Source organism: Stenotrophomonas sp. CASM110 (assembly GCF_049384345.1).
GTDB lineage: Bacteria > Pseudomonadota > Gammaproteobacteria > Xanthomonadales > Xanthomonadaceae > Stenotrophomonas > Stenotrophomonas muris.
The window spans coordinates 38,045-64,501 of sequence record NZ_JBMRGI010000013.1 but is presented as its reverse complement, the minus strand read 5'-3'; the positions used below and the strand labels follow the sequence as shown (position 1 = coordinate 64,501).

General features: G+C 66.0%; 24 protein-coding genes and 1 pseudogene. 10 read left to right on the top strand and 15 right to left on the bottom strand.

Going from position 1 to position 26,457, the window contains the following annotated elements; all coding sequences use genetic code 11:
• Positions 1-158: 158 nt before the first annotated feature.
• Positions 159-3,277, top strand: a pseudogene (locus VG561_RS12950) (discoidin domain-containing protein).
• 59 nt (positions 3,278-3,336) lie between these two features.
• On the opposite strand, the gene VG561_RS12945 reads toward VG561_RS12950, so the two are convergent.
• From VG561_RS12945 to VG561_RS12905, 9 genes are all read right to left on the bottom strand, one after another.
• On the bottom strand, positions 3,337-4,314 hold the full coding sequence (locus tag VG561_RS12945; RefSeq protein WP_423179654.1) for an ABC transporter substrate-binding protein: 978 nt from the start codon (positions 4,312-4,314) through the stop codon (positions 3,337-3,339).
• Between the two features lie 16 nt (positions 4,315-4,330).
• Complete coding sequence (locus VG561_RS12940; protein ID WP_288496650.1) at positions 4,331-6,076, bottom strand: amino acid ABC transporter permease/ATP-binding protein; 1,746 nt, start codon at positions 6,074-6,076, stop codon at positions 4,331-4,333.
• Positions 6,073-6,624, bottom strand: a complete 552-nt coding sequence (locus VG561_RS12935) for a GNAT family N-acetyltransferase (RefSeq protein ID WP_423179653.1) — start codon at positions 6,622-6,624, stop codon at positions 6,073-6,075. Before VG561_RS12935 ends, VG561_RS12940 begins: the two co-directional genes overlap by 4 nt.
• Entirely contained in the window at positions 6,621-7,841 is a 1,221-nt protein-coding gene (locus tag VG561_RS12930) for a M20 aminoacylase family protein (protein ID WP_423179652.1), read from the bottom strand. Before VG561_RS12930 ends, VG561_RS12935 begins: the two co-directional genes overlap by 4 nt.
• Before the next feature lie 4 nt (positions 7,842-7,845).
• Positions 7,846-9,189: an LLM class flavin-dependent oxidoreductase gene (locus VG561_RS12925; RefSeq protein ID WP_423179651.1), complete on the bottom strand. Its 1,344-nt coding sequence runs from the start codon at positions 9,187-9,189 to the stop codon at positions 7,846-7,848.
• Between the two features lie 18 nt (positions 9,190-9,207).
• Positions 9,208-10,185: an MsnO8 family LLM class oxidoreductase gene (locus VG561_RS12920; RefSeq protein ID WP_164232885.1), complete on the bottom strand. Its 978-nt coding sequence runs from the start codon at positions 10,183-10,185 to the stop codon at positions 9,208-9,210.
• 14 nt (positions 10,186-10,199) lie between these two features.
• A complete protein-coding gene (locus VG561_RS12915) occupies positions 10,200-10,562 on the bottom strand; it encodes a DUF3088 family protein (RefSeq protein WP_032960011.1) in 363 nt (120 codons plus the stop codon).
• Between the two features lie 156 nt (positions 10,563-10,718).
• On the bottom strand, positions 10,719-11,300 hold the full coding sequence (gene msuE, locus VG561_RS12910) for an FMN reductase (protein WP_053494461.1): 582 nt from the start codon (positions 11,298-11,300) through the stop codon (positions 10,719-10,721).
• A 117-nt stretch (positions 11,301-11,417) separates the two neighbouring features.
• Positions 11,418-13,994 (bottom strand): TonB-dependent receptor plug domain-containing protein, encoded by a 2,577-nt coding sequence (locus VG561_RS12905; RefSeq protein ID WP_423179650.1) that lies wholly within the window; start codon positions 13,992-13,994, stop codon positions 11,418-11,420.
• Positions 13,995-14,324: 330 nt separating this feature from the next.
• On the opposite strand from VG561_RS12905, the gene ftrA reads away from it, so the two are divergent.
• The 3 genes from ftrA (at position 14,325) to VG561_RS12890 (ending at position 16,430) form a co-directional block, all read left to right on the top strand.
• On the top strand, positions 14,325-15,326 hold the full coding sequence (gene ftrA / locus VG561_RS12900) for a transcriptional regulator FtrA (protein WP_014646895.1): 1,002 nt from the start codon (positions 14,325-14,327) through the stop codon (positions 15,324-15,326).
• A 94-nt stretch (positions 15,327-15,420) separates the two neighbouring features.
• Entirely contained in the window at positions 15,421-15,855 is a 435-nt protein-coding gene (locus VG561_RS12895; RefSeq protein WP_423179649.1) for a BLUF domain-containing protein, read from the top strand.
• A gap of 107 nt (positions 15,856-15,962) precedes the next feature.
• Positions 15,963-16,430 (top strand): chemotaxis protein CheW, encoded by a 468-nt coding sequence (locus VG561_RS12890; RefSeq protein WP_049406464.1) that lies wholly within the window; start codon positions 15,963-15,965, stop codon positions 16,428-16,430.
• A gap of 11 nt (positions 16,431-16,441) precedes the next feature.
• Here VG561_RS12890 and VG561_RS12885 read toward each other — a convergent pair whose 3' ends face one another.
• The 3 genes from VG561_RS12885 to VG561_RS12875 all read right to left on the bottom strand — a co-directional run bounded on the left by VG561_RS12885 (position 16,442) and on the right by VG561_RS12875 (position 18,689).
• Positions 16,442-16,942, bottom strand: a complete 501-nt coding sequence (locus VG561_RS12885) for a hypothetical protein (RefSeq protein ID WP_180835540.1) — start codon at positions 16,940-16,942, stop codon at positions 16,442-16,444.
• A gap of 92 nt (positions 16,943-17,034) precedes the next feature.
• Positions 17,035-17,622 (bottom strand): TetR/AcrR family transcriptional regulator, encoded by a 588-nt coding sequence (locus VG561_RS12880; protein ID WP_049440761.1) that lies wholly within the window; start codon positions 17,620-17,622, stop codon positions 17,035-17,037.
• A gap of 122 nt (positions 17,623-17,744) precedes the next feature.
• Positions 17,745-18,689, bottom strand: coding sequence for an AraC family transcriptional regulator N-terminal domain-containing protein (locus VG561_RS12875; protein WP_164077632.1), 945 nt, complete (start codon positions 18,687-18,689; stop codon positions 17,745-17,747).
• Between the two features lie 102 nt (positions 18,690-18,791).
• Between VG561_RS12875 and VG561_RS12870 the strand changes: the two genes are divergently transcribed.
• The gene (locus VG561_RS12870; protein WP_046430252.1) at positions 18,792-19,631 is read left to right on the top strand and encodes an oxidoreductase; all 840 of its coding nucleotides are present in this window, start codon (positions 18,792-18,794) and stop codon (positions 19,629-19,631) included.
• A 47-nt stretch (positions 19,632-19,678) separates the two neighbouring features.
• Here the strand turns inward: VG561_RS12870 and VG561_RS12865 are convergent, their stop codons facing one another.
• From VG561_RS12865 to VG561_RS12855, 3 genes are all read right to left on the bottom strand, one after another.
• Positions 19,679-21,448, bottom strand: a complete 1,770-nt coding sequence (locus VG561_RS12865) for an oleate hydratase (protein WP_423179648.1) — start codon at positions 21,446-21,448, stop codon at positions 19,679-19,681.
• A gap of 140 nt (positions 21,449-21,588) precedes the next feature.
• Complete coding sequence (locus VG561_RS12860) at positions 21,589-22,113, bottom strand: GNAT family N-acetyltransferase (protein WP_014646887.1); 525 nt, start codon at positions 22,111-22,113, stop codon at positions 21,589-21,591.
• Between the two features lie 200 nt (positions 22,114-22,313).
• Positions 22,314-23,408 (bottom strand): FAD-dependent oxidoreductase, encoded by a 1,095-nt coding sequence (locus tag VG561_RS12855; RefSeq protein ID WP_423179647.1) that lies wholly within the window; start codon positions 23,406-23,408, stop codon positions 22,314-22,316.
• 80 nt (positions 23,409-23,488) lie between these two features.
• Here VG561_RS12855 and VG561_RS12850 point away from each other — a divergent pair, with 80 nt between their 5' ends.
• From VG561_RS12850 to VG561_RS12830, 5 genes are all read left to right on the top strand, one after another.
• Positions 23,489-23,944: a MarR family winged helix-turn-helix transcriptional regulator gene (locus VG561_RS12850; protein ID WP_014646885.1), complete on the top strand. Its 456-nt coding sequence runs from the start codon at positions 23,489-23,491 to the stop codon at positions 23,942-23,944.
• Positions 23,945-24,127: 183 nt separating this feature from the next.
• Entirely contained in the window at positions 24,128-24,583 is a 456-nt protein-coding gene (locus VG561_RS12845) for an SRPBCC family protein (RefSeq protein ID WP_197561650.1), read from the top strand.
• Positions 24,584-24,593: 10 nt separating this feature from the next.
• A complete protein-coding gene (locus VG561_RS12840; RefSeq protein WP_014646883.1) occupies positions 24,594-24,926 on the top strand; it encodes an ArsR/SmtB family transcription factor in 333 nt (110 codons plus the stop codon).
• A gap of 2 nt (positions 24,927-24,928) precedes the next feature.
• Positions 24,929-25,387, top strand: a complete 459-nt coding sequence (locus VG561_RS12835) for an SRPBCC family protein (RefSeq protein ID WP_423179646.1) — start codon at positions 24,929-24,931, stop codon at positions 25,385-25,387.
• A gap of 50 nt (positions 25,388-25,437) precedes the next feature.
• Complete coding sequence (locus VG561_RS12830) at positions 25,438-26,454, top strand: DUF6896 domain-containing protein (protein WP_164077637.1); 1,017 nt, start codon at positions 25,438-25,440, stop codon at positions 26,452-26,454.
• The last annotated feature ends 3 nt before the right edge of the window (positions 26,455-26,457 follow it).

The following is a 26,457-nucleotide window of genomic DNA, read 5'->3' as shown; positions in this document are numbered from 1 at the left end:
GCCGTTTGACCTGCCGGAAGCCATGTAGAGCCGAGCCATGCTCGGCTGCGTCAACCACGGAAGCGGCCTGCGGCGCTGCAGTGCGTCATGTAACCGATTACATCCCTTGCTAGCGTAGCGCTCGCCCGATTCCGGTCGAACCTGCGAGGCAGTCCGTAATGACGTTGCGCGCCGAACGCTCCAAGGTCTCCCGCTCAGCTATCCCATGGCGATCTGCCGCCGCCCTGCTGTTGGCCGCCCTGGCCTCCAGCGCACAGGCACAGACCCTCCCCCCGCGCAGCCAATGGCAGGCCAGCAGTTCCTCGCAGCAGGTACCGGCGATGGCGATCGGCCACCTGATCGACGGCGACCCGAAGACCGTGACCGGCGGCGCCTTCAGCCCCGGCCACTGGTTCCAGATCGATCTGGGCGCGCCCACCCTGCTGGCCGGCGCGCGCCTCACCTGGGATGTCTCCAACCCGGAAGGCTATTCGCTGCAGACCTCACTGGATGGCAGGCAGTGGCAGACCGCGTACACGATGGCCGATTCGCTAGGCGACGTGGAAACGCTGTACTTCGCGCCGCGGCAGGCACGCTACCTGCGGCTGGCCAGCCCGCAGCGCACCTCCGATTGGGGCGTGTCGATCTTCGAGATGGAGCCACTGGACAGCACGCTCAGCGCACGCATCAGCGGTATCGATGCAACGCAGGCAGCGGTGCTCTGGCAAGGCGGCGGCACCGTCGCGATGCCGGCCGGGGCAAATGGATCCCATACGTTCGAGATCACGCTGCCGCGGGCCCAATCAACGGCTGGCCTGGTCGTCGACTGGCCGATGGCGCGCGCGGCGCCGCGCGACTGCAGGTGCAGGATGCACAGGGCCGTTGGCAGGACCTCGCACACGATGCACAAGCGGCCAATCATCGACAAAGCTGGCTGGCCGCCACTGCAGCACAACCCTTACGTACATTCCGCCTGAGCGTGGACGGCGCTGCACCGCAGATCGCGCGCCTGCGCCTGCTCGGCCCGAAAGCCGTGATGACGCCGATGAAGCGCTACCAGATCGCTGCCAGCGGCGCGCAGCGCGCGTTGTTCCCGGCGTCGCTGCAGATGCAGCAGACCTATTGGACCGCAGTGGGCGTGCATGCGGGCCGGCAGAAGTCGATCTTCGACGAATACGGCAATCTGGAAGCCTTCAAGGGCGCGCCACTGGTGCAGCCGATCTGGCGAAGTGCTGACGGCCGCGCCGCTGGCGCGGCAGGACAGCCGATACAGCACGCGCTGCGGGATGGCTGGAAGCCGATGCCCTCCGCTACGTGGTCACCGCAGCCCGGGCTGGAGTTGCGCAGCGAGGTATTCGCCATCGAGCGCAACGGACAGCCGGTAACGTTCCTGCGTCATCGCCTGCACAACACCGGAAAAACCCGGATCGACGGCACGCTCAGCCTGGTCGTGCGCCCGATGCAGATGAACCCGCCATGGCAGAACGGCGGGCTGTCGCCGATCCGCGATGTGGCCATCGACAGGCAATCCGTGCGCATCAATGGCCGCACGCTGCTGCAGTCGCTCACGCCAGTGGCTGCGTCCGGCGCGGCGCCGTTCGGCAGGGATGGCGCCACGGAAATCACCGCGGACATCGCTGCCGGCCAACTGCCTTCCGCGCAACAGGCGCATGATGACCAGGGTCTTGCCTCGGCTGCGTTGGACTACCGCGTCTCGTTGGCGCCGGGAACCAGCGATGCCATCGTGGTCGCGTTCCCGTTGGGCACCGCCGCCGCGGATGCCAATGGCGTGCTGCCCGAAGCGCCTGCGCTGGATCTGGCCACGCTTCCCCGCGATGCCAATGCGGCGTTCGATTCACTGGCCACGCAGGCGTCCGCGGACTGGCAGGCACGGCTGGGCCAGGTCGGCCTGCGCCTGCCCGACCCATCACTGGTGGACATGCTGCGCGCGCAGGCCGCCTACATGCTGATCAACCAGACCGGCCCGGCGATGCAGCCCGGCCCGCGCAACTACAACCGCTCCTTCATCCGCGACGGCATGGCCACCTCGGCCGTGCTGCTGCGCATGGGCGGGGCCAAGGTCGCGCGCGACTACCTGGCCTGGTACAGCGAACACGGCGTACATGCCAACGGCCTGGTCTCGCCGATCCTCAATGACGATGGCAGCGTCAACACCGGCTTCGGTTCGGACATCGAGTACGACAGCCAGGGCCAGTACGTGGCGCTGGTCGCCGACGTTGCACGGCTGGATGGCGGACCCGAGTCGGTGCGTGACTACCTGCCGAAGGTAAAGGCCGCGCTGCACTTCCTGCAGGAACTGCGCGAGCGCACGCTGGTGCCCGGTTACAAGGCTGACCAGCCTGCCCCGGAACGCTTTGCGGGCATCCTTGCACCATCGATCAGCCATGAGGGCTATCCATCACCCACCCACAGCTATTGGGATGACTACTGGGGCCTGAAGGGGTGGCATGACGGCGCGTGGCTGGCCGAGGCGCTGGGCGACCACGAAACCGCCCGTTGGGCGCGCGAGCAGTACAAAGCGCTGTACGACGCATTGCGTGCCTCGATCCGCGCAACGATGGCGTGGAAGGGCATCGACTTCATTCCGTCATCGGCCGATCTTGGCGATGGTGACCCCACGGGCGTGTCGATCGCCCTGGACCCGACCGGCGCGCAGAGCGTGTTGCCGGCAGATGCGTTGCGGACCACCTACGCCCGCTACCTGGAAGACGTGCGCAAGCGCAGCCAGCCCGGTGCGCTGTATGCCTACACGCCGTACGAGATCCGCAACGTGCTGAGCTATGTGCACCTGGGCCAGCCAGACGTGGCTGACGAGCTGCTGCAGGGCCTGCTTCATGACCGGCGCCCGCTTGAATGGCAGGTGCTGGCCGAAGTAGTGCATTCACGGCTGCGCTTCCCGCGCTACCTCGGCGACATGCCACATACCTGGATCGGCGCCGAATACGGCCGCACCCTGTTCGGCATGCTGATGCGCGAAGACGATGATGCGCTCTCGCTGCTGCCGGGCACACCGCCCTCGTGGGTGGCGGGGGATGGATTGGCGGTGGAACGCCTGCCGACGGCGTATGGCACATTGCAGATGCAGGCGCGGCAGCGCGACGGGGTGCTGAGGGTGGGGCTTGGCAAAGGGCTGCGCGGCGGAACGGCGGTGAAGGTCTGGTGGCCGGCGCGCACGATGCCGAAGACGGTGCGTGTGGACGGACGCAGCGTTTCCGACTTCGACGCCGAGGGCGTGCGCCTGGCGAAACCGTTCAGAACGCTGGAGGCGCGTTGGTAAAGCAGCCGAGCATGGCTCGGCTCTACAAAAGCGGAGGTCGCGCCGGGCCACGCCCGGTGTCATTGCAACGTCGGCAATCCCGGCGGGTTGGTCTGCGACTGCGGCACGGCTTCCTCGGCCACGTTCCACCGTTTCAGCGCCTGCGCGTAGGTGCCACTGGCGATCTGGGTGTTCAGCGCCTGCGTCACTGCATCAGCCAGGCCGCTGCCCTTGCGCGTGGTCACCGAGATCGCCGCAGCGTTCGGCCAGCCACCGGGGAACAGGCCTACGCGCCGCACCTTACCGTCGCGTGCGGAATAGGCGCCGGTGGCGTTGGGCTCGAACGACACATCGGCACGGCCGGTGATCACCGCCAGCCGCCCGACCACGGCGTCATCGAAGTACTGGTACTCCACCGGTTTCAATCCCGCCGCGATGTTCTGCTGGTCCCACTGCCGCAGGATCTGGTCCTGGTTGGTGCTGGCACCCACCACGACCTTCAGCCCGGCCACATCGGCCGGCTTCTCGATCTTCTGGATCGGCCCGTCTGCGCGCGTGTAGATGCCCAGCAGGTCGAAACGGTAGCTGGAGAAATCGAACTTCTTCTTGCGCTCTTCGGTAACCGTCACGTTCGACAGCACCGCATCGTACTTGCCTGATTCCAGACCCAGCGGCCAGTCGGCCCAGGCCACCGGCACGATCACCAGCTTCAGGCCCAGCGCATCGGCGATCAGGCGCGCGATGTCGGGCTCGATGCCCACAACGTCCTTGCTGTCGGCCCCGTAGTCGGCCAGCGGCAGCTGCCCTGGATGGGTGGCCACGGTGAACGACCCGGGCGTGACGAAGCGATACCCCTTGGGGATCAATGACTGCGCCTCTGGATCGAACGTGCCTTTCAACACCGCCGTGTTCGCACCGGCCAGGCTGGTCGCGGCCACGGTGCCGGCATCCGGTGCCTGCCGCACGCGCGAATAGACGATACCGGCGATGCCGATGACCAGCACGCCCACGATGAACAGGGTGCTGCGTGAGGGACGACGCGGTGCTGCAGGGCTCATGGTGTTCCTTTCTCGGTTACAGGGTCTTGGCCAGGAAATCGGCGGTGCGCTGCTGGCGCGGGCGTTCGAACAGCACCTCGGGCGTGCCCTGCTCGATCACCCGGCCCTGGTCCATCATCACCACGTGATCGGCTACGCGGCGGGCGAAGCTCAGCTCATGGGTGACGATCACCAGCGTAGTGCCGGAGCGGGCCAGCTCCTCGATCACGCTCAGCACCTCGGCTACCAGCTCCGGGTCCAGCGCCGAGGTCGGTTCGTCGAACAGCAGCACCTTGGGCTGCAGGGCCAGCGCGCGGGCAATCGCGATGCGCTGCTGCTGGCCACCGGACAGCTGGCGCGGGAAGGCATCGGCCTTGTCGGCCAGGCCGACCCGTTCCAGCAGCGTGCGCGCCTGCTGCTCGGCCTGCGCGCGCGGCACGCCACGCACCGCGATCGGTGCCTCGATGATGTTCTCCAGCGCGGTCAGGTGCGGGAACAGGTTGAAGCCCTGGAACACCATGCCCACTTCTGCACGGCGGCGTCGGATCTCGCGCTCGGGCAGCTCGTACAGGGTGTCGCCCTCGCGGCGGTAGCCGATCAGCTGGCCGCCGACAGTCACGTAACCGCCGTCGGCGCGTTCCAGGTGGTTGATCAGCCGCAGCAGCGTGGACTTGCCGGCGCCCGAAGGGCCGATCAGCACGGTCACGCTGCCGGCGCGCAGGTCCAGGTTCACGTCTTCCAGCACCGGCTGGTCGCCAAACACCTTGCCTACGCCATGCAGCGACACCGCCGCGCCCTCGCCCGCTTCAACCTGGGTGGCGATACGCGGGCGGCTTGCTACGCGCGGTGCGGCTTCGCCCTGCACACGCGGGGGCGATGACACCCGCGACACCGAGCGCTCGCGCTGCAGCTGGCCGCGCGCGAAGCGTTGCTCCACGCGCCGCTGCAACAGCGACAGCACGGTAAGGATCACCAGGTACCAGACGGTGGCCACCATCAGCAGCGGCACCACTTCCAGGTTGCGGCGGTAGATCACCTGCACGGTGTAGAACAGCTCCGGCAGCGCCAGCACGTAGACCACCGAGGTGCTCTTGGCCAGGCCGATCACATCGTTGAACGCGGCCGGCAGGATCGAACGCATCGCCTGCGGCAGGATGATGCGGCGCACCTGGCGGCCACGCGGCAGGCCAAGTGCCGCTGCCGCCTCGTACTGGCCATGGTCGACCGAGAGGATGCCACCACGGATCACTTCGGCCGAGAACGCGGCCTGATTCAAGGTGAGGCCCAGCACTGCGGCGGTGAACACGCCGATCAGCTGCGTGGTCGGGTACGAGAACAGGCTGATGCCGGTGAACGGCACGCCCAGTTCGATGGTGCTGTACAGGTAGCCCAGGTTGTTCAGCAGCAGCAACAGCACCAGCAGCGGGATCGAACGGAACAGCCATACATAGCCCCACGACACCGCCGACAGCAGCGGCGAGCCGGACACGCGGGCCAGCGCCAGCAAGGTACCCAGTGCGAAGCCGAGGCCGGTACCGAGCGCGGTCAGCAGCAGCGTGCGACCCAGGCCTTCCAGTACAGGCCGTGCGAAGAACCACTCGGCGAACGTGCCCCAGCCCCAGCGCGGATTGCCCAGCACGGATTGCAGCCCGATCAGGATCAGCGCCAGTGCCAGCACCGTGCCGAAGACCTGCAGCGGATGCCGGGCCGGCACGATCTTCAGCGCCGGTGCTGGCGCGGGGGGTGCGGCAATGCCATCCAGCGCAGTCGAAGGCGTGCTCATGCGTGGGCTCCGTGCAACACGGTCTTCGACGGCGAAAGCACTGGCGCCGGCGCACGTAGATGCTTCTCGAACGGCAGATGCGCGATGGTTTCCGGGTCGGCCTGCAGGTCGAACAGCGCGGTATAGCCGTGGCTGAGGTACAGGCCGACGGCTTCAGGCTGGCGGAAGCCGGTGGTCAGGAACACCCGCCGGTACCCTTGCCGCGCCGCCTGGTCTTCCAGTTCCTGAAGCACGCGACGCGCGATGCCCTGCCTGCGCAGCCCGGGCAGCGTCCAGATGCGTTTGAATTCGGCGGTGTCCGGATCGCGGTGCGGCATGAAGGCGCCGCCGGAGATCGCCACACCATCGCGCAGCAGCAGCACGAACGCGCCTACCGGCGCCGCGAAGGCCTGCGCCGGATAGCGTTGCAGCTCCTCGCGGGCGCTGCCGCCGATGCGTCGGCGCACGTCGGCGTAGCGGCTGTCGTACTCCTGCTCCAGGCCATCGAACAGCGGCCGCGCCAATGGATCATCCACCGAGGTATAGAGGAAGCGTTCGTTGCTGCTCATGCCACGTCCTTCACCAGATAGTCTTCGGCCAGTCGCGCCCACAGGCTGGCGGCCGGTGCGATGGCCGCGTCGTTGAACACATAGCGCGGGCTGTGCAACGGCGCGCTGTCGCCGTTGCCGACGAACACGAAACTCCCGGGCCGCGCCTGCAACAGGAAAGCGAAGTCCTCGCTGGCGGTGCGCGGCGCGAACTCCGGCACCACCTGTTCGTGGCCGAAGCCCTGCACGGCCACGTCGCGGATGTAGGCGGTCTGCTGCGGGTGGTTGATCACGCTGGGGAAGCCACGCGGGAACTCGATTTCGGCGCGTGCCCCGAAAGCGGCAGCGGTCTGCTCGGCAATCCCGGTCACCCGGCGGCGCAGCGTGTCGCGCACCTCGGGCAGGTAGGCGCGCACGGTCAGCTTCAGCTCGACCACGTCCGGAATCACATTGGCGGCCTGCCCACCGTGGATCGAACCGACGGTGACCACGCCCATCTGCCGCGGGTCGACATTGCGCGACACCACACTCTGCAATGAAGTGATGATGTGCGCGGCGACCAGGATCGGGTCCACGCTGCCCTGCGGCTCGGCACCGTGGCCGCCCTTGCCGATCACCTTCAGCCGCGCCCAGTCGACCGACGCCATCGCCGGGCCGTCGACGAAGCCGAAGTGGCCGACCGGTACGCCGGGCCAGTTGTGCAGCCCATAGATCGCATCCACCGGGAAGCGCTCGAACAGGCCGTCGGCAATCATCTTCGATGCACCCGAGCCGGTTTCCTCGGCTGGCTGGAACACCAGCTGCAAGGTGCCGTCGATAGTGCCGTGATGGGCCAGGTAATGCGCGGCGGACAACAGGATGGCGGTGTGACCATCATGGCCGCAGGCATGCATCAGGCCGTCGGTCTGGCTGGCGTAGGCCAGCCCCGAGTCTTCGTGGATCGGCAAGGCATCGATGTCCGCACGCAGCCCCAGCCGACGGCCGCCCTGCCCACGCTGCAACGTGCCGACCACGCCGGTGCCGCCAAGACCGGTGGTCACCTCATAGCCCCACTGCTGCAGCAACTCGGCCACACGGGCGCTGGTGCGGTGCTCCTCGAAGGCCAGCTCCGGGTGGCGGTGCAGGTCATGGCGGATCGCGATGGTGGCCTCGGCGCGTGCCGCGATCTCGGGCAATACGCCCGTCGTTTGGGAATCCCGCCGGGCATGGCCCGGTGCTACCGCAGTGTCTCCGCGCATTGCCCTACCCCGCCTTCCGCGCCGGCTCGGCATCGGTCGAATGACGGCTGGCCTTGTACGGCAGGCCCAGATGTTCGCGCAGGGTCTGCCCCTCCAGCTCGCGCTGGTGGTAGCCGCGCGCCTGCAGGATCGGCAGCACCTGGGTCACGAAATCGTCCAGGCCTTCGCGCTGTGCCGCAAAACCGAGGATGAAGCCGTCGCTGGCACCGGCATCGAACCAGCGGATCAGCTCATCGGCCACGCGCTCCGGCGTACCGATGAAGTTCGGTCGTGGGCTCACGGCTTCCAATGCCACCTGGCGCAGGCTCAGCCCCTTCTCCCGCGCATCCTGCTTGATGCGGTCGGTGGCGGAACGGAACGAGTTGCTGCCGATCTCACCCAGGTCCGGGAAGGGAGCATCCGGATCGTACTGGCTGAAATCGTGGTGGTCGAAGAAGCGTCCCAGGTAGGCCAGTGCATCCTCCAGCGTGGCCAGTGCGGCGATTGCCTGGTACTTGGCTTCGGCCTCTTCGACAGTACGGCCGACGATGGGGCCGATGCCCGGGAAGATCTTCACGTCGTTTCCGCTGCGGCCATGCGCGATCGCCGAGTTCTTCACCTTCTGGGTGAACGCGCGGGTTTCTTCCAGCGATGGCGAATGGGTGAACACCGCATCGGCGTACTTGCCGGCCAGCGCGATGCCATCGTCGGACGAACCGGCCTGGAAGATCACCGGCTGGCCCTGTGGCGAACGCTGGATGTTGAGCGGGCCTTCCACCTGGAAGAAGCGGCCCTTGTGGTCGAGGCGGCGGAACTTTTCCGGCGCGAAGAACGTACCGCTGTCGCGCTCGCGCACGAAGGCATCGTCATCCCAGGAATCCCACAGCCCCTGCACCACCTCCAGGTACTCGTCGGCGATCTGGTAGCGCAGTGCATGCTCGGGATGTGGGCGGCCATAATTGCGACCCGAGCCCTCCAACGGCGACGTCACCACGTTCCAGCCGGCGCGGCCGCCGCTGAGCAGATCCAGCGAGGCGAACTGGCGGGCGACGGTGAACGGATCGCTGTAGGACGTCGACAGCGTACCGGCCAGGCCGATCTTCTTCGTGGCCGTGGCCAGCGCCGACAGCAGCGAGATCGGCTCGAAGCGGTTGAGGAAATGCGGGATCGACTTCTCGTTGATGTACAGGCCGTCGGCCACGAAGCCGAAGGCGATGCCGTTGTCTTCGGCGGTGCGCGCGATGTCGATGTAGAACTGCAGGTTGACGCTGGCATCGGCCGGGTTGGACGGGTGCTTCCAGGCATGCATGTGGCTGCCGGGGCCCTGCAGCATGATGCCGAACGGAATGTGGCGCGGGGTCGTGCTCATGGGAAACGCTCCTGCAGGTCAGGCCACCGCCGCGCGCGGCGCGGGCGACAGCAGTTCAAGGGATGTCAGGCGTGCGTCGAGGTCGGCCACCGGCGCATCGAGGATGAACTCGCCCACGCCGAAGCGCCGGTGCAGCGCGTCCAGTTCGCCGCGCACGTGCTGCGCATCGCCGGACAGCACGCTGGGGCGCGTTTCCTCAATGCGGAAGTCGGCCACCCCCACCTGGCGCGCGTACTCGGCAGCTGCCTCGGCGCTGGGCAGGTTCACCGCCTGCCCGGGACCGAGGTGCAGCTTGTAGACGCGCAGCGCACCGATGTGACGCGCTGCGGCTTCCGCAGTCGGTGCGGCGAAGGCCACCGTGGCCAGCAGCGGTGGCTGCGAGGCGACGCTGCGATAGGCGTCGAACGCGGCCTCGATGTGCTTCGGGTCACCATCGAAGTGCGCGGCGTAGACGAAGCGCCAGCCCAGTTCGGCCGCCTGCTTTGCGCTCTGTGGACTTGCGCCGAGCAGGAAACGCTCCGGCGCCTGCTGCGGAACCGGCCGCGCCAGCGCCTCGCTTTCGGCGCCGGCCAGATAACCCTCCAGGTCGCGCAGTTGCTGGTCGAAATCAGCGAACGGCGGACGCCCGGCTGCCAGCGCGGCAGTCGAGGCCGGCAGGCCGCCGGGGGCCTTGCCCACGCCCAGATCCACGCGCCCCGGCGCCAGCGCCGCCAGCAGGTTGAAGTTCTCCGCCACCTTGTACGGCGCGTAGTGGCGCAGCATCACCCCGCCACTGCCGATGCGGATGCGCCGGGTCTGCGCCAGCACCCAGGCCGCCAGCACTTCCGGTGCAGGGCTGGCCAACGTCGGTGCGGCATGGTGCTCGGCAAACCAGTAGCGGTGATAGCCCAGCTGTTCGGCGCGCTGCGCCAGCTGCAGGCTGTTGCGCAGCGCCTGCTCCGGCGAAGCGCCCTCGGCTACCGGGCTCTTGTCCAGCACGCTGATCTGATAGCTCACGGTCGCGTCCTCGCTCAGGGGTGGGCCACGGGAATGCCGAGCAATCCGTTCAGTGCGGCCAGGATCGGTTCGGCACCGGAGATGTACTGCCGGTCCTGGTGCGCGCCACTGGCCAGGTCGCTGCGTACGCCCTGCGGCAGCACCAGCTTGGGCAACGACTGGTCCTGCTCGCCGATCTCGGCGATCACCTCGCGGCGCGGCCGCGCGAAGCCGATGCGACGTACGTCCAGCTGCGCATCAAGGCCGTCGATGCTCGACAGTGCACCTTCCAGCAACAGGCTGTGCCGGCAGAAGAAGCGCTGGCCGGGAATCTGTCCGTCCTCGAACTCACGGTCGAGCAGGAACAGGATGGGTTTGCTTGCTGCGTCGAGCGTCACTGGGGGGTCCTCATCTGGGCCGGCAATGCGATGCCGCGTCGATATCGATGCTAGAGATGCCGGCGGCTGCGGCAGCGACGCCTGGCGACAATCGGCGGTCAGATCCGGCCATGCAGATGCGGCGTGGCCATAAGCAAAGCGCCGCCGGTTATGGCGTCAGGCGATGCGTCGCAGCGGCGCCGCTACCGCCAGCGCCTGCGTCGCCAGGTGGCCGGCCGCACGTTCGGCTGCCAGCGCGATGCGTGCCTGCAAGGCAGCACTGTTGATGTGCTCGCCGTCGAAGTCGGCAGGCGTGGCATACACCCCGATCGGCAGCGTGTGCGCCTGCAGGAAACTGAACAACGGCCGCAACTGGTGGTCGATCACCAGCGCATGGCGCTCGCTGCCACCGGTCGCTGCCAGCAGCACCGGCGTATCCACCAGCGCCTCCAGCCCGACGAAGTCGACCAGGTGCTTGAACAACCCGGGATACGAGCCGCGATAGACCGGCGCGGCCACCACCAGCAGCTCTGCGGCCTCGATGCTCTGCAGCGCCTGCTCCACCTCCGGCCCCGCCTCATCGCGGGACAACGACTGGCCCAGCGAGCGCGCGATCGGCGCCAGCTCCACCAGCTCCACGCTGGCATGCACGCGTTGCTGCAGCGACGCCAGCAGATGCCGCACCAGCAGCAACGTGCGCGATGCCGCCGAACTGGTCGGCGACCCCACCAATGCAACCACCTTCAATGCAGAAGACATGAACTGCTCCTCGATAATGCCGAACTACCTCCGGCCGTCCTTCGTCTTTTGTAGAGCCGAGCCATGCTCGGCTGCTTCCCGCCTTTGTAGAGCCGAGCCATGCTCGGCTGCCCCAGATCAGAACCGGTAACTGATCCGCCCATACCAATACGCCCCGACGTTGCCCAACACGTCGCCGTTGTCCCAGGTCGTCTCGATGCTGGCCACATCGGTAGCACTGCGCGCGTACTCCGGCACCTTGCGCGTGCGCTTGTCGAACACATTGTTGATCCCCAGCGCCGCGCTCCAGCCCGCCCCCAGCTCCACGCCGCCGGACAGGTTGGTCACCAGCACCGGCGGCTGCTTGTACTCCACGCCGTTGTTCAGGCGCTTGATCGGGCCGTAGTAGGTGAAATCGACGTTCGAGCGCCAGCGCCCGTTCTGCCAGCCCAGCCCGGCTACCTGGGTGTAGCTGGGCGTGCGGAAGCGCAGCGCGTATTCGCTGCTCTTGGTCAGCAGGTTGATGTTCGGCAGCCCCTGCAGCGCCGCCGGAATGTCGCTCACCTTCTGGATGGTGGTACGGCCGACGTTGGCCGCGTAGCTCCAGCGCAGCTTGCCCCACGCAGTGTCCTGGTTGGCTTCCAGGGTCAGCTCGACACCGCGCGTGCGGGTATTGCCCACATTGGTGAAGTAGCTGGCGTAGAACGCATCACCCGGCAGGATGCTGATGCCGGCGGAACCCAGCAGCGCATCGATGGTGTTCTTCTGCGCCGCGCTCAGCACCGTACCGCTGTTGTCGGTGATGCGCGCCGGATCCTGCGCGTTGTAGCCGATCTGGCTGGACTGGCCCAGCTGGCCACGGATGTCGATCTGGTACGCATCCACGGCCAGATGGAATGCAGGGCTCGGGTCCCAGGTCACGCCCAGGCTGTAGTTGGTGGCTTTCTCGGGCTTCAGCGGCGTGGCACCCAGCGCAACCGCCGCCGGCGAAGACACCTGTGCCACCAGCGTGGTCCCGCACGGGCAGCTGCCCGTGGCCTGGTAGAACTGTGCGCCCAGGCTGGGCGCATGGAAGCCGTTGCTGACCGTCGCGCGTACACCCAACGCGTCGGTGAAGTCGAAGCGCGTGGTCAGGCGGCCAGTGGAGACACTGCCGAAGTCGGAATGGTCTTCCCAGCGCGCGGCCGCATCCAGATACCAGCGCGAGGTGATGTTGCTGGCCGCGCCCACATAGACCGCCTTGCTGTTGCGCGTCGCCTTCACCGCATCGGCGGTGGAGTAGCCCACGAACGCCGCGGCACCGAAGCCGGTGTACGACTCCCACTGCCCGGCCGCGCGTTCGTACTGTTCGTGCTGGTACTCGGCGCCTGCGCTCACTTCCAGCGGCGACGCAAAGGCGGCCACCTCGAAGCCACGGCGCAGGTCGAGGTTGGCGATCCCCTGCTGGTAGTCCAGCTTGCCGTCATAGAAGTCAGTGGGCGAACCGGGATACGGCAGCGAGTAGTTCACCGAATTGCGGGTATAGGTGCGCACCGTGCTGCGGTTGCCGGTCAGGCTGGCGTCGTAATCCCAGCCCGCGATCTGCCCCTTCACGCCCGCAGTGCCGGTGTACTGCTTTTCCTTGGTCTCCAGCACCGGCAGGAAGCCATCGGGAAACACGCTCAGCACGCCGGGTGCCTTGTAGGTGGTGAAGATGGTCGCCGGCAGGCGGAAGTTCTGGATCGCCTGCGCGGTGCGGTCACTGGCCGTGGCGTTGGCGTAGAACTGCGCGCTCTCGCCCAGGCCATGGCCGGCATTCACTGCGAAAGCCTTCAACGCGTACGACGGCGAACTGAGGATGGTGTTGGCCTCGGCATCGCGGTTGGCCTCGGCCGGGTTCGGCGATGCACCCGTCGGCAAGCGATTGTTCGGGCGCAGTGCGACCCGGTTGCCGTTGGCATCTACTGCCGGATAGCTCAGGTAGCCATCGATGTAGCGACGGGTGCGGATCGCGTGGTGCTGCCGCGTGTTCTCGCCGGACAGGTTGACGAAGCCATCCTGGCCCCACGGCAGCCCGACATTGGCGCGCACGCTGGTACGCGAACCATCACCATCGATGCTCTGCCCGCTCTCCACCGACACATCGCCACCGTGCGCCTGCGATTTCAGGATCACGTTGACCACGCCGGTGATCGCGTCCGAGCCATAGATGGCCGACGCACCATCGCGCAGCACCTCCACGTGGTCGATGGCCGAGACCGGAATCAACGCCAGGTCTGCCCAGGCGTGGCCCGGAAAGCCACCACCGTTTGCGCCACTCACGTAAGCGCTGGCATTGCGGCGCTTGCCGTTCACCAGCACCAGCGTGTAGCCCGGTGACAGGTTGCGCAGCTGGTAGCCACGGATCAGGCTCTCCTGGTCGCTCTGGTAGCCGCCGATCTGGCTCAGCGACGGCAGGCTGCGCTGCAGCGCTTCCAGCAGGTTGCCCTGCCCGGTGGCGGCGAGGTCCTCTGCAGAGATCACATCGATGGGCGTGGAACTGTTCTTCACCGTGCGCGTGCTGGTGCGTGAGCCGGTGACCACCACCGCATCCAGCGTGGACGCGGCCACGTTGGCCGTCGCGGCGGTGGCAGCAGGATCTGCGTCTGCTTCAGCCGCATGGCTGGGCGAGGCGGCAAGGATGGCTGTGATCAGAACAGCGAGAGTGCTCAGGACAGGGGCGTGGGCGGCAGGCATGGGGGCTCGTGGGGGTGGGCCGGAAACACGCTTCCATTCAAGGGCCTGTTCACCTGGTGCGACAGGCGCGATCGCGTCACCCAGCCGTAACATCCGGCCACCCACATGACCGCTGGTAATGACGTTAGGCGGCGCACACGCACGGGGTCCCCCACGGAGTCGGATCCCTTTCCATAGGAAAGGGCTCTGACCCCACGCACGCCTCCCCACCACGGGGTCAGAGCCCTTCCTGCGGAAGGGATCCGACCCCGGTTCCCATATGCCCGCCCGGCATCACCTCATGCCCGCGCATCACGCAACGCCACGCACCGCCACCCGTAGCATCAGGCCATGCCCAGCCCACCCGCCGATCCCACCGCGCCGCTCGTTGCCATCGTCGCCTGCCACGGCCAGGGGCTGTTCGAATTCGGCTGCGCGGTCGGCCTGTTCGCGCCGGTGCGGCCGGAACTCGGCGTGGCCTGGTACCGCACCCAGCTGTGCGCGGGCGAACCCGGTGCGCTGCGCATGCTCGGCAATGCGCAGGTGCAGCTTCCCTACGATCTCAGCGCGGTTGATGACGCCGACATCATCGTCATCCCCGGTTGGCGCGAACCCAGCGAGCGCCCACCGCAGGCACTGCTCGATGCACTGATCCGTGCCCACGCACGTGGCGCGCGCATCGCCTCGATCTGCTCCGGTGCCTTCGTGCTGGCCTGGGCCGGGCTGCTCGATGGCCGCCAGGCCACCACCCACTGGCGCCTCACTGAAGCGCTGGCACGCGAGTTCCCACGCATCGATGTGCGGGAAGATGCGCTGTACGTGGATACCGGCAGCATCATCACTTCGGCCGGCTCGGCCACCGGCATGGACATGATGCTGCACATGGTGCGCAAGGATTACGGCGCGCGCGTGGCCAACCTGGTGGCCGAACGGCTGGTCCTGGCACCATGGCGTGATGCCGGGCGCAGCCAGCGCGTCAGCCGCGCCATTCCCCACGGCGAGCCCACCCGCTTGGCAAAGCTGATGGAATGGATGCGCCGCAACCTGCGCGAGCCCCACTCACTGGGCAGCCTCGCCGAGCAGGCTGCGCTCAGCCAACGCACGCTGCAGCGGCAGTTCCTGGACGCCACCGGCCTGTCACCCATCGACTGGCTGATCCGCGAACGCGTGGCTTTCGCGCGCGAGCTGCTGGAAACCACCGACCGGCCGCTGCAGTGGATTGCAGAACAGGCCGGCTTTGGTTCGCAGGAATCGTTCCGTCGGCACTTCCGCGGTCAGGTTGACGCGAGCCCTACCGAGTACCGCAGCCAGCATCGCGGCGGTCTCGGTGCCGACCGGTTGGTGGGCTGTTGATCCAGTGCGCGGAGCCAATCGCGGCGTGAGCAAAGCCTCACGACGGTCCGGGCTTGCGTGCGTATAGTGACGTGCGTCACAAGAAGCCCCTTCCATGCTCCATGCATTTGCTTACTCCAGCCGCATGTCGGCTGAGCTGTCCAATCAAGCCCTCCACCAGATCGTCTCGCAATCTGCCACGTTCAATCGCCGGGTGGACGTTACCGGTGCGCTGATCGTCGACGGGCAGCGGTTTTTCCAGTACATCGAAGGCCCGCCCGACGCCCTGGAAGCAGTCAAGCGCCGCATCCATGACAGCCGCTCGCATGCTGCCGTCGTGCCGGTACTGGACATGGCCATCAGCGCGCGTGCCGTTCCGTACTGGGCAATGACCCACATCGAGACCGGGCAGATCGTGGTATCCGGCCTGGTGAATGCGCGCTGGGACGAGTTCGGCCACGCCATCCCGGGCATGGATCAGCTCGTCGGCCTGCTGCGTCCGCATTTTCCACGCGTCGGCACCGTCGGCGCGACACGCGCAGCCGCCTGATAGACACTGAACCGTCGCCTTGCACGCGCACGCCGACGCGGCCGCGCGTTGCGTTCAGGCGTCATCATCCAGATCCCCCTTCCCATCGTCTTCGCCACGCCCATCGCATGCCCGTACCCGCTCACCCTGCAACGGAAACACGCGCATCGCCTGCCGACCTGTTCGAGATCGTCGTCGTGCGTGCAGGCACCGTCCTGTTCGCCATCGACATCCAGGCAGCGGTCGAAATCCGCGGTCCGGAGGCATTCGGCCCTGCAGACCGCAACGGCAGGCCGACCCTGGAGGTCCGTGGGCAGCCATTACCCGTCGTCGACCTGCGCCGCATGAGCGGCCAACCGGCATTCGAGGGTGGCAGCCCGGCCATGCTGCTGATCAACGCCGGCACCGCAACCCTGGCGCTGGCCGTGGACGAAGTGCTGGAGATCGAGACGCCGGACGCGAGCGCGAACACCCCCGAGCCTGCAGCGGGCCAATCGTTCTGCTTCTGCAGCCGGCACATTCAACTCGATCCGGCGCGCTCGGCTGCACTGATCGAACCGGCGGCACTGCTGGGCGCACTTGCCGCGCAGGGGTGACCGGCGGCGTCTCAGGATCGTCCTGCAAAGGTACGGTTTCGCAGCCTCCAGCACTGCGCGGCAAAGCCGATCACGAACACCACCAGGCAGGCCAGCAGCGTGTGCAGCACCACCGGGGCCATCGGTGCCGCCGCAATCGGATGCGCTGCCGGCAAGCGGGTCAGCGTTTCGTTGACGCCGGGCACCAACGAGAGCAGGAAGCTGAACGACAGTGCGAAGGTCGACAGGTAACGCGCGGCGCGCCCCAGCCAGCGCAGCCGCGCGGCCAGCACGCCGCCGAATGCCACCAGCAGCACGATCACCCCGAATGCGTGGCCGGGGTTGATCCCGCCCGTGCTCGACACGGTGAAGGAAGTGGCCACCGACAGCACCAGCCCCACCAGGTACAGCTTGCCCGCGCGCGTGGCGGGATCGATTGCGCGATGGCGAATGAATGCATACAGGCCACTCAACACCGGGATCAGGCTGACAGCGGTATGGATCACGCCAAGTGTGGACAGAGGGTGGGACATGGGACATCTCCAGGGACAGAATGAACCTACTAGTAGGTAGGCATAGGACTCAAAAAGAAGGCCCGCGTCGCCGCAGGCCCACCACACATTTCTCAGGACGCCGCGCTCACCCGCGCGATCGCCAACCGCGCCAGTGCCGCGAAGGTCGCCGCATCACCGAAACCGCGCGCGGCCAGCATCGCGCCGTGCACCGATGACATGAACGCCTTGGCCTCATCGGCCGCCGAGCCCTGCAACTGCAGTTGGCCCATCGAAACGCCCTTCTCCAGCGTCACTGCCAGCCAACCGCTCAGGTCCTCGAAATGGCCGCGCACTTCCTCAGCGATCTCTGCCGGAATCATCGGCGCTTCGGCGGCCAGCATCGCGCAGATGCAGAACGAGGACGTACCCCCTGCAATGCAGCTGGACCAGTAATCCACATAGGCGTTGAGCTCCTGCAGCGGGTCGGCCAACTGCCGGTCCAGCAGCGCCAGGCCTTCGCGCGCCTCGGCCCGGTACAGCTCGACCACCGTGCGCACCAGATCCGCCTTGCTGGGGAAGTGGTGATGGATGCTGGCCTTGCTGATGTTCACCCGCGCCGACACGTCGGCGTAGCTGAAGCCGTTGTAGCCACCGGCTTCCAGCAGCGCACGGGCATGCGCCAGGATTTCCTGTGCCTTGGGCGAGAGCGACTCTTTCATGGCAATAAACCTACTAGTAGGTAGACCGCCTGTCAACCCCTCTCTGCTGCACCCGCCAGGCATCATTCCCGGCAGAGCCGGCCGCTGGCCGGCTTGCTGGCAACGTGACCTTCGATTGCCGCTCAATGCGAAGACACGTATACCGCATCGGCTGGCGGAGGTGGCAGCGCGAAACTGCGCCGCATCCGCGCGACCTCGGCCGCCGGCGGCAACGCGAACAGACGCTTGAACTCACGGTTGAACTGCGACGGGCTGGCATACCCCACCGCCAGCGATGCCGCTTCGGCAGTCATCCCCTGCCGCAGCATCAGCAACCGTGCCTGGTGCAGGCGGGTCGACTTCACGTACTGCATCGGCGACGTGCCGGTAATCGCGCGGAAGTGGTCGTGGAAGGTCGCCACACTCATGCCCGCTTCGGTGGCCAGTTGCCCCACGTCCAGGGCGGTGGCATATCCGGCATGGATCGTCCGCAGCACTCTGCCGATGCTGCCGAAGCGCCCGCGCATGGCCAGCGCCTCGCGCATTGCGCCGCCCTGTGCACCCGTCAGCACGCGGAAGTACACCTCACGCACCAACGCAGGGCCGAGCACGGCAGCCTCCAACGGTTCAGCCAGTGCCTCCAGCAGGCGCAGCACCGTGGCCTGCATCGGCGCCTGCATCGGGCTGGACATCATGCCCTGCGCCGGTGTCTCCGGGGTGCCCTCCTGTTCACCCAGTTCGATCAGCAGATCCGCCGCCAGCTGCAGATCCAGATGCAGGTAGATCGCCAGCAGCGGCGCCTGGGCCGACGCATCGGTTTCCATCGTGAACGGCACCGGCACCGACACTGCCAGATAGTGCTGCGCGTCGTACTGGTAGACCTGCCCGCCCAGATAGCCACGCTTCACCCCCTGGCAGACGATCACGATGCCGGGGTCGTACAACACCGGCGTGCGCGCCAGTGGCCGGTCCGATCGCAGCAACCGCACCCCCGGCAGGCGCGTGAGCGTGTAGCCCTCCTCCACCGCCAGCGTCTTCAGCAGGCCGACCATGCGCGCCTGCACCCGCCGTTGCAGGGAATCGACCACAGGCACTCCAGAGGAATAGGCAAGAATGGCCGAATCCTAGGCCTGTGACCCCGGTCGTTCAAGAACTAACGTGCAAGCCCTGCCCACCACGAACGCCCCCTCATGCCCCCTTCCCGCTTTCTCCTCATCACCGGTGTCAGCAGTGGATTCGGCCGCGCCCTTGCCCAGCAGGCCCTGCTGGCCGGCCACCGCGTGGTCGGCACCGTGCGCAACGAAACCGACCGCCAGGTACTCGAAGCGCTCGCTCCCGGCCGCGCATTCGGTCGCCTGCTGGACGTAACCGATACCGCCGCCATCAATGCGCTCGTCGCCGATATCGAAACCAACATCGGAAGCATCGACGTGCTGGTCAACAACGCTGGCTACGGCCACGAAGGCATCCTCGAGGAATCCACGCTCGCCGAGCTGCGGCAGCAATTCGAGGTGAACGTGTTCGCTCCGGCCGCGCTGATCAAGGCCGTGCTGCCGCACATGCGCGCCCGGCGCCGCGGCCATATCCTCAACATCACCTCCATGGGCGGTTTCATCACGATGCCGGGCATCGCGTGGTACTGCGGCAGCAAGTTCGCGCTGGAGGGCATCAGTGAAGTGCTTGGCAAGGAAGTCGCGCCGTTTGGTATCCACGTCACGGCCGTCGCGCCGGGTTCCTTCCGCACCGACTGGGCAGGCCGCTCGATGGTGCGGGCACCGCGCAGCATTGACGACTACGACGCATTGTTCGATCCCATCCGCAGCGCGCGTGAGGCGAAGAGTGGCCACCAGCCCGGTGATCCAGTGAAGGCTGCGCAGGCCATGCTGCAGGTCATCGACAGCGACGCTCCTCCCCGCCACTTGCTGCTGGGCAGTGATGCACTGCAGCTGGTGAGGGCAAAGCTGGCATCGATGGCCGGTAGCATCGACGCGTGGGAACAGCTGAGCCGTTCGACCGACGGCGTAGCGTGAGATCTTGAGGCCGCCGATGCCCTCACCGGCGGCCTCCCCCTGCCCGCTCAGTCTTCCTGCACCAGCTTGAACTCGCGCAGCAGACCACCGATCTGGGTCTTGTCCAGCTTGTTCATCAGCAGATTGCGCAGGAACGCAGGCCCGGGAACATCCAGTTCCTTGCCATCGCGCAGGCGACCGGTGGCGGCCAGCAGCGAGCGCACGTCATACGTGGAATTGAACACCTCCGGCACGCCGCGCTCGATCCCCAGCAGGGTGTACACCGCTTCCATCGGCGTGCGCACCGAATATTCGGTGGTGAAGATGCAGTCGCGCTGCTTCGATTCGGCAAACTGGCCGATGAAGGCGAAGTTCACCGCGCCGTCCGGCACCACGTCCGGGCGGTCACCGGCCTGGCGTGGCATGAAGAACGCCGTGATGTACGGCATCATCACCGGCACCGTCTTCGCACCGGTCGCGGCCAGCGCATCAATCTCTTCCACCGGCACGCCCAGGTGGTACAGCCACTCGCGGGTGATCTCCTCGCCGGTGCACTCCTGCATCGGCTTTTTCACGTAGTCGCCCGGCGTATCCACAAACAGCGAGTACACCCAGACCACGATCTGGTCCTTGGGCTGGTTCTTGAAATGCGGCTGGCGGTTCACCGTCCAGCTCATCAGCCAGCGCGAGTCGCGCACGCTGACGATGCCGCCGGTCACTACCTTGCCACTGAACGGGTCGCGCTTGGCGATCTTCTGGATGTAAGCCGGAATGCGCGCATCCAGCGTCGTCACTGTCGCCGATTCCCACTTGGTCTGCGGGATATGCGCGCCGAACACATCCGGGCGGCCAAAGGCCTCGTCCTTCGCGGCGATGCGGCGCCACAGGTCCCAGGCCGGCGCCGGTCCTTCGTTCAAACGCGCCGCGGTATGGTGATCGCCATTATCCGAGTTTTCGGTCAGCGAACCGATCGTCATGAAAACAAGATCATCGGCGCCCAGATCCACGCCATCGGCTACACCATCACGCATCCAGTGGATACGCGTGGCCTGCTTGCGGCCCGGCTGCAGATCGAAGTCGACGTCGGTCACCTCGGTGCCGTACTGGAACACCACGCCCTGCTCCTGCAACCACTTCACCAGCGGCAGCACCAGCGATTCATACTGGTTGTACCGGGTGAACTTCAATGCCGAGAAATCCGGCAGGCCGCCGATGTGGTGGATGAAGCGATGCAGGTACAGCTTCATCTCCAGCGCCGAATGCCATTCCTCGAACGCGAACATGGTGCGCCAGTACAGCCAGAAGTTGCTGTCCAGGAAGTCGCGGCCCAGCACCTCGTCGATCCGCTTGTTCTCCATCTCCTTCCGGGTGGCCAGGAACAGCGCGATGATGTCCTTCTGGGCCTGCTCGGTCAGCGTGAACAGGCCATCGGTGTGCGCATCTTCGCCGCGATTGATGGTGGCGCGCTGCAGCGAATAGTTCGGGTCGTCCTTGTTCAACCAGTAGAACTCGTCCAGCACGCTGGCATCTTCGATTTCCAGCGACGGAATCGAGCGGAACAGATCCCACAGGCACTCGAAGTGGTCTTCCATCTCGCGGCCGCCGCGGATCACGAAGCCCTTCTCTGGCACCTTCAGGCCATCCAGCGCGCCGCCGGGAATCTGCTGCTGCTCGAGAATGGTGATGCGCTCACCGGCCATGCGGCCGTCGCGCACCAGGAACGCGGCGCCGGCCAGCGAGGCCAGGCCCGAGCCCACAAACCAGGCGCGCTTGCCATCCACACCGGCCGGCTTGCGCGGGCGCGCGAAAGCTTCGTAGTTGCCACTGCTGTAATACATGCGTTGCACCTTCCTGGAGGGGTCATCAGGAACCGGCAGCGGAATGACACAGCCATCCGATGCAGGTCATGACCCTACTCTAGCGCCGAACCGGTGTATCGTTTCCTGCACGCAGGCTGCGACGGAATGACGCAGCCGTGTCAGAGCGTCCTTCCCAGCAGCATGCCTGGCCAGCCGTCCACGTTGAACGGCGCGATGCGCGTATACCCGCAGGATTCATAGAAGCGCACCAGGTCGCCGCTGCCTCCGGCGTAGCAGTCGACACGCAGATGGTCGACACCGGCAGCGCGCGCCTGCTCGTCGGCAAACGCCATCAGGCGGCGGCCGATGCCACGCACGCGCACATCACGCGAGGCCACCAGAACCCGCACATACAGCTCCGGCCCGGTGGGGGCCGGCACATAGGGCATCGACTCGCCCAGTGCCAGGAACGCCCGCACGTCGCCCTGCTCGTTCTGCGCCACCCATGCGCCTGGCAGCGCGCACGCCTCGGTGACCTGGGCAATCCGGCGCGGCATCGTCGACCACGGTTCGCTGCCCCATTGCTGCACATTGCCGATCGACACGAACCACTCGATCACCTCGTCAAAGAGCCCCAACACTGCGGGTGCATCGGCCGCGCTGGCGCGGCGGATGTTCAAGGCGTCCTTTCCGGTTTCAGTCATGCGTTCCGCTCCTGTCATACCACGCTCCCCAACCCTGGAAAACAGGGGGAGCATCGGCCGGTTCAACCAGTCTAGCGCGTGCCCCAGCGTGGCCACCTGTACCGGACCAAAGCAGTCGGAAGTCCATGTGACTTCCAGCGCGCCGCCAGGAATCTGCTGCTGTTCCCAGTGTCGCAGGTGCGTACAGACTCGATGCTTCATCAACCGCGTGGAGCATCCCCTCCGGTAGTGAACCAGCGCTGGAACCCCTCGATCGCATCCGGCATCAGGGCGCGGGCGCGTTCACGCACCAGCACTTCGGCGTCGCGCATCGCGCTGATCGCATCCGGCCGCGCGCACAACGCCATCGCCACATCCGACGCGTCCAGCATCGCCAGGTTCACGCCCACGCCCACCGGCGGCATCAGATGCGCCGCATCGCCGATCAAGGTCACGCCATCGCGCGGGGCCCAGCAAAAATCCGCTGGCAGGCTGTAGATCGGCCGCCGCACGAAGTCCGTGCAGGCCTCCAGCAGGCGCCGAAGGTTCGTGGCCCACCCGGTATAGCAGCCTGTCACCAGCGTCCGTATGCCGTGCTGCGCGATCTGTGCATCAAGCCATTCGGAAGAGCGCTTCAGCGCCGCATACACGCAGAGCCGATCGCGGCTGTTGCGTTGCACGAACAAGGCCTCCTCGCCGCCAAAGCAGAACAGGCTGCCCTGCCCGACCATCGCTGCGATGTCCGCAGCAGGCTGTGCGATCCAACCTTCGAAGAAGGTAATGCCGGTGGGCACCGGCTGGCACGTACTCAAGGCCGCGCGCACTTTCGACCACGCACCATCGGCACCGATCACGATGTCCGCCTCGCGCTGCACGCCGTTGGCGAATCGCAGGCCGTGGCCGTTCGCCTGTGCAGATACCAGCGCGGTCAGGCTGTGGCCCCACTGCACCGTGTCCGCCGGCAGCGCGTCCAGCAGCAGCTGGCGCAGGTCGCCGCGGTCGATCTCCGGCTTGTCCTTGCTCCCTTCCGGCCCGAACCCGCCGGTGGTGATCTCCCCGGACCACGGGTCGCCCATCCGCGCCTCCTGCCCCTCATGCCGCGCCACCGCACGGAAGGCCTCCAGCAGGCCCGCGCGCTGCAGCGCCACCTGCCCGGAATCGTCGTGCAGATCCAGCGTGCCGCCCTGTGTGCGCTGCTGCCCGGATGCTTCGCCCTCGTACACGCTCACGCGGTGACCGCCCCGATGCAGGATGAGCGCAGCGGTGAGGCCAGCGGGGCCTGCGCCGATGACGGCAATACGGGGAGGGTGCTGCATGGCGCGATCCAGGTTAGTTGATACGTCAACCGTATGCCGCAAGGGTTGACATGTCAACCATTGCCCGGCAACGTTCGTCCATGACCTCCCCCAGCATCACACCCGACGAATGGGCCACCTGGCGCGGCTTCCGGCGCATGGCAGAAATCACCTCCGGCCGCATCGTCCAGGACATCACCCGCAGCACCGGGCTCTCAAGGGCCGACTTCATCGTGCTGATGGAGCTGAACCAGTCCAAGGATCGCTGCCGCCGCCAGCGCGAACTGCTGGACTACCTGGAATGGGACAAGACGCGCCTCTCGCACCAGCTGACCCGCATGGCGGGCCGTGGCCTGATCGAACGCGATACCGACAGCGAAAACGTCGTAGTGATCCGCATGACCACAGAAGGTCACGCGCAGCTGCGCGCGGCACGGCCGGTACACGCTGCCGGTGTCCGCCGGTATTTTCTCGACCATCTCTCCGCGGATGATCGTGCCGCACTGCAGCGGATCACCGACAAACTGCATGCCGCCCTTCAGGACGCGGAGAACTGAGCCATCGCCCCGGTAGTGCCGGCCGCTGGCCGGCAACTGCACGCACCCAACGCCACCGGGATGCCGGCCAGCGGCCGGCACTACCACGCCCGGGCGTTCGTGGCGGGGTTTGACATGCAGGCATTTACCTGCATATAGTCAACTCAAGGGCGGCGCTTGCCAGCCCATCGCGAGGAACCTGCAATGGTGGATATCGCACACAGGGTCGGCATCAAGGCCCCCGCAAGCCAGGTGTATCAGGCGCTGGCCACCCCCGAAGGCGTGGCCGCCTGGTGGGCCGAAGACGCGCACGGCGACCGCGAAGCCGGTGGCACGGTCAAGGTCCGTTTCACCAACAACGGCCAGGAAATCGGCGCCATGGAGATGAAGCTTGAGCAGCTTGTTCCAGGCGAGCTCGTGCTGTGGCGGTTCCACGCCGGCCCCGCCGAATGGATCGGCACCCACGCGCGCTTCGCGCTGAAGCAGGAAGGCGACTACTGCATCGTGCTGTTCACCCACGAAGGCTGGAAGGAACGTGTCGAGTTCACCTCCCACTGCAGCACCAAGTGGGCGGTGTTCCTGATGAGCCTGAAGGCACTGCTGGAAACCGGCAAGGGCCAGCCCAACCCACACGACGTCAGGATCGACAACTGGAATTGAAGACCTCCCCATGGCGGTAGACCACCTGCGCGACGCAGACAAGGTGTTCAAGGCACTGGCCGATCCCACGCGCCGGACGCTGCTGGATCTGCTCTGCAAGGACAACGGGCAGACGCTGGGCCAGCTGTGCGAACACCTGGACATGGCCCGGCAATCGGTCACCCAGCACCTGGGCCTGCTGGAAGACGCCAACCTGATCAGTACCGTGCGCCGTGGCCGCGAGAAGCTGCACTTCATCAACCCGGTGCCCCTGCATGAAGTCTACGAACGCTGGGTACGCAAGTTCGAGCAGCAGCGCCTGAGCCTGCTGCATGACCTGAAACGCGAACTGGAAGGAGAATGACGATGTCTGCAGAGTCAACCCGCTTCATCCACGTGATCTATATCGCCTCCACCCCACAGAAGGTGTTCGAGGCCATCACCCGCCCCGAGATCGCCAGTCGCTATTGGGGTCACGAGAACGTCTCGGACTGGAAACCGGGCTCGCGCTGGCAGCACGTGCGTGCAAATGAAACGCGCTCGGTCGAGCTGGTCGGCGAAGTGGTGGAAAGCACCCCGCCCTCGCGGCTGGTCATCACCTGGGCCGCCGCCTCGCAGGCCGACAATCCCGCTGCCTACAGCCGCGTCACCTTCGACATCGTGCCCTACCAGGACATGGTGCGGCTGACGGTTACCCATGAGGAACTGGAACCCGGCAGCGGCATCGATACCGGCATCCGCCAGGGCTGGCCGATCGTGCTGTCGAGCCTGAAGTCGCTGCTGGAAACCGGCAAGGGGCTGGATGTGTTTGCGAAGCCGAGATGAGCAGAATAGATTCACCAGAATCAGACATCGCCAATCATTGACGACAGACCATGGAACTAGCCTTCGCGAATCTCATTCGCGACTATCAGAAGCAAGTATCGTACGCAGTAAAGATTCTGAGAGAATCTGGCATTGAAATGCCATATAGCAGCCACGAGTGGACCCTTCGGACCGATCCCCGAGAGGGAAAGCTCGTCGGAGGTGTGAGCTACCAAAGGCATGGCCGCGGAATCTGGCTGGATCTACCTGACGGACAAGTTGATTTTGACTTTGGAGATCAAGGAGAGACCACTGGATTTGACAGATGGCGTCTTGAATGCTTCTTGGACAGCAGGCGCGATGCCTACCCGACCTCGACTCGCCCCGAGCTCGGAGTATGGCTGAAAGATGGGATCATCAAAGGTGAACTAATTCAAGCCCCCTATGGCCTGTATTACGTTGCAGACATTGCAATCAGCAAGAACCAGGATGTAAATCGAATCCTGACGGATGGCTGTGGCCTGCCCCACCAGTCTCAGGACAGGATACTAACACTGTACTCTGAATGCTTTCTCTCGGCCGACGTGATGCTCGGACACTACAATTCAACCGTCCGTTACGCAGAGAAGCATAAGGGACTGAGCCGATTGAAGAGAATAGGACTCCGCGTCTACCTGCTGTCATGGCTGGGATATCTGCACTCAACAATGGAAGGCATTCAGTCGATCGGGGTAAGACTACTACTTCAGAGAAGGCGCCATCACTCTTTTCAGGAAGCGATTCCGCTGCTAGACGAACTGAACAGCCTATTCAAGAAGCACGCTAATTCCCTAAGAATTCTGCGAAACAATGTCTTCCATCTACTCACTGATGCCAAGGCTCTAGAAGCGTTTTTCTCGCAGGATGGTCAAAGATTGAGATGGGCAACGGAGCTACATCGTCAACTTGCAGAGTTCTTCTCAAATTACAGAATAACGGCCGAGGTGTACTACTTGGAAACCGGAAGAATGGCAGAGAGTGTAGTGAGGAGCGTGGCTCGGGAGCGAAAACGACGTAGATCAACTACCATGCCTACTTCAGAAAAATAGGTC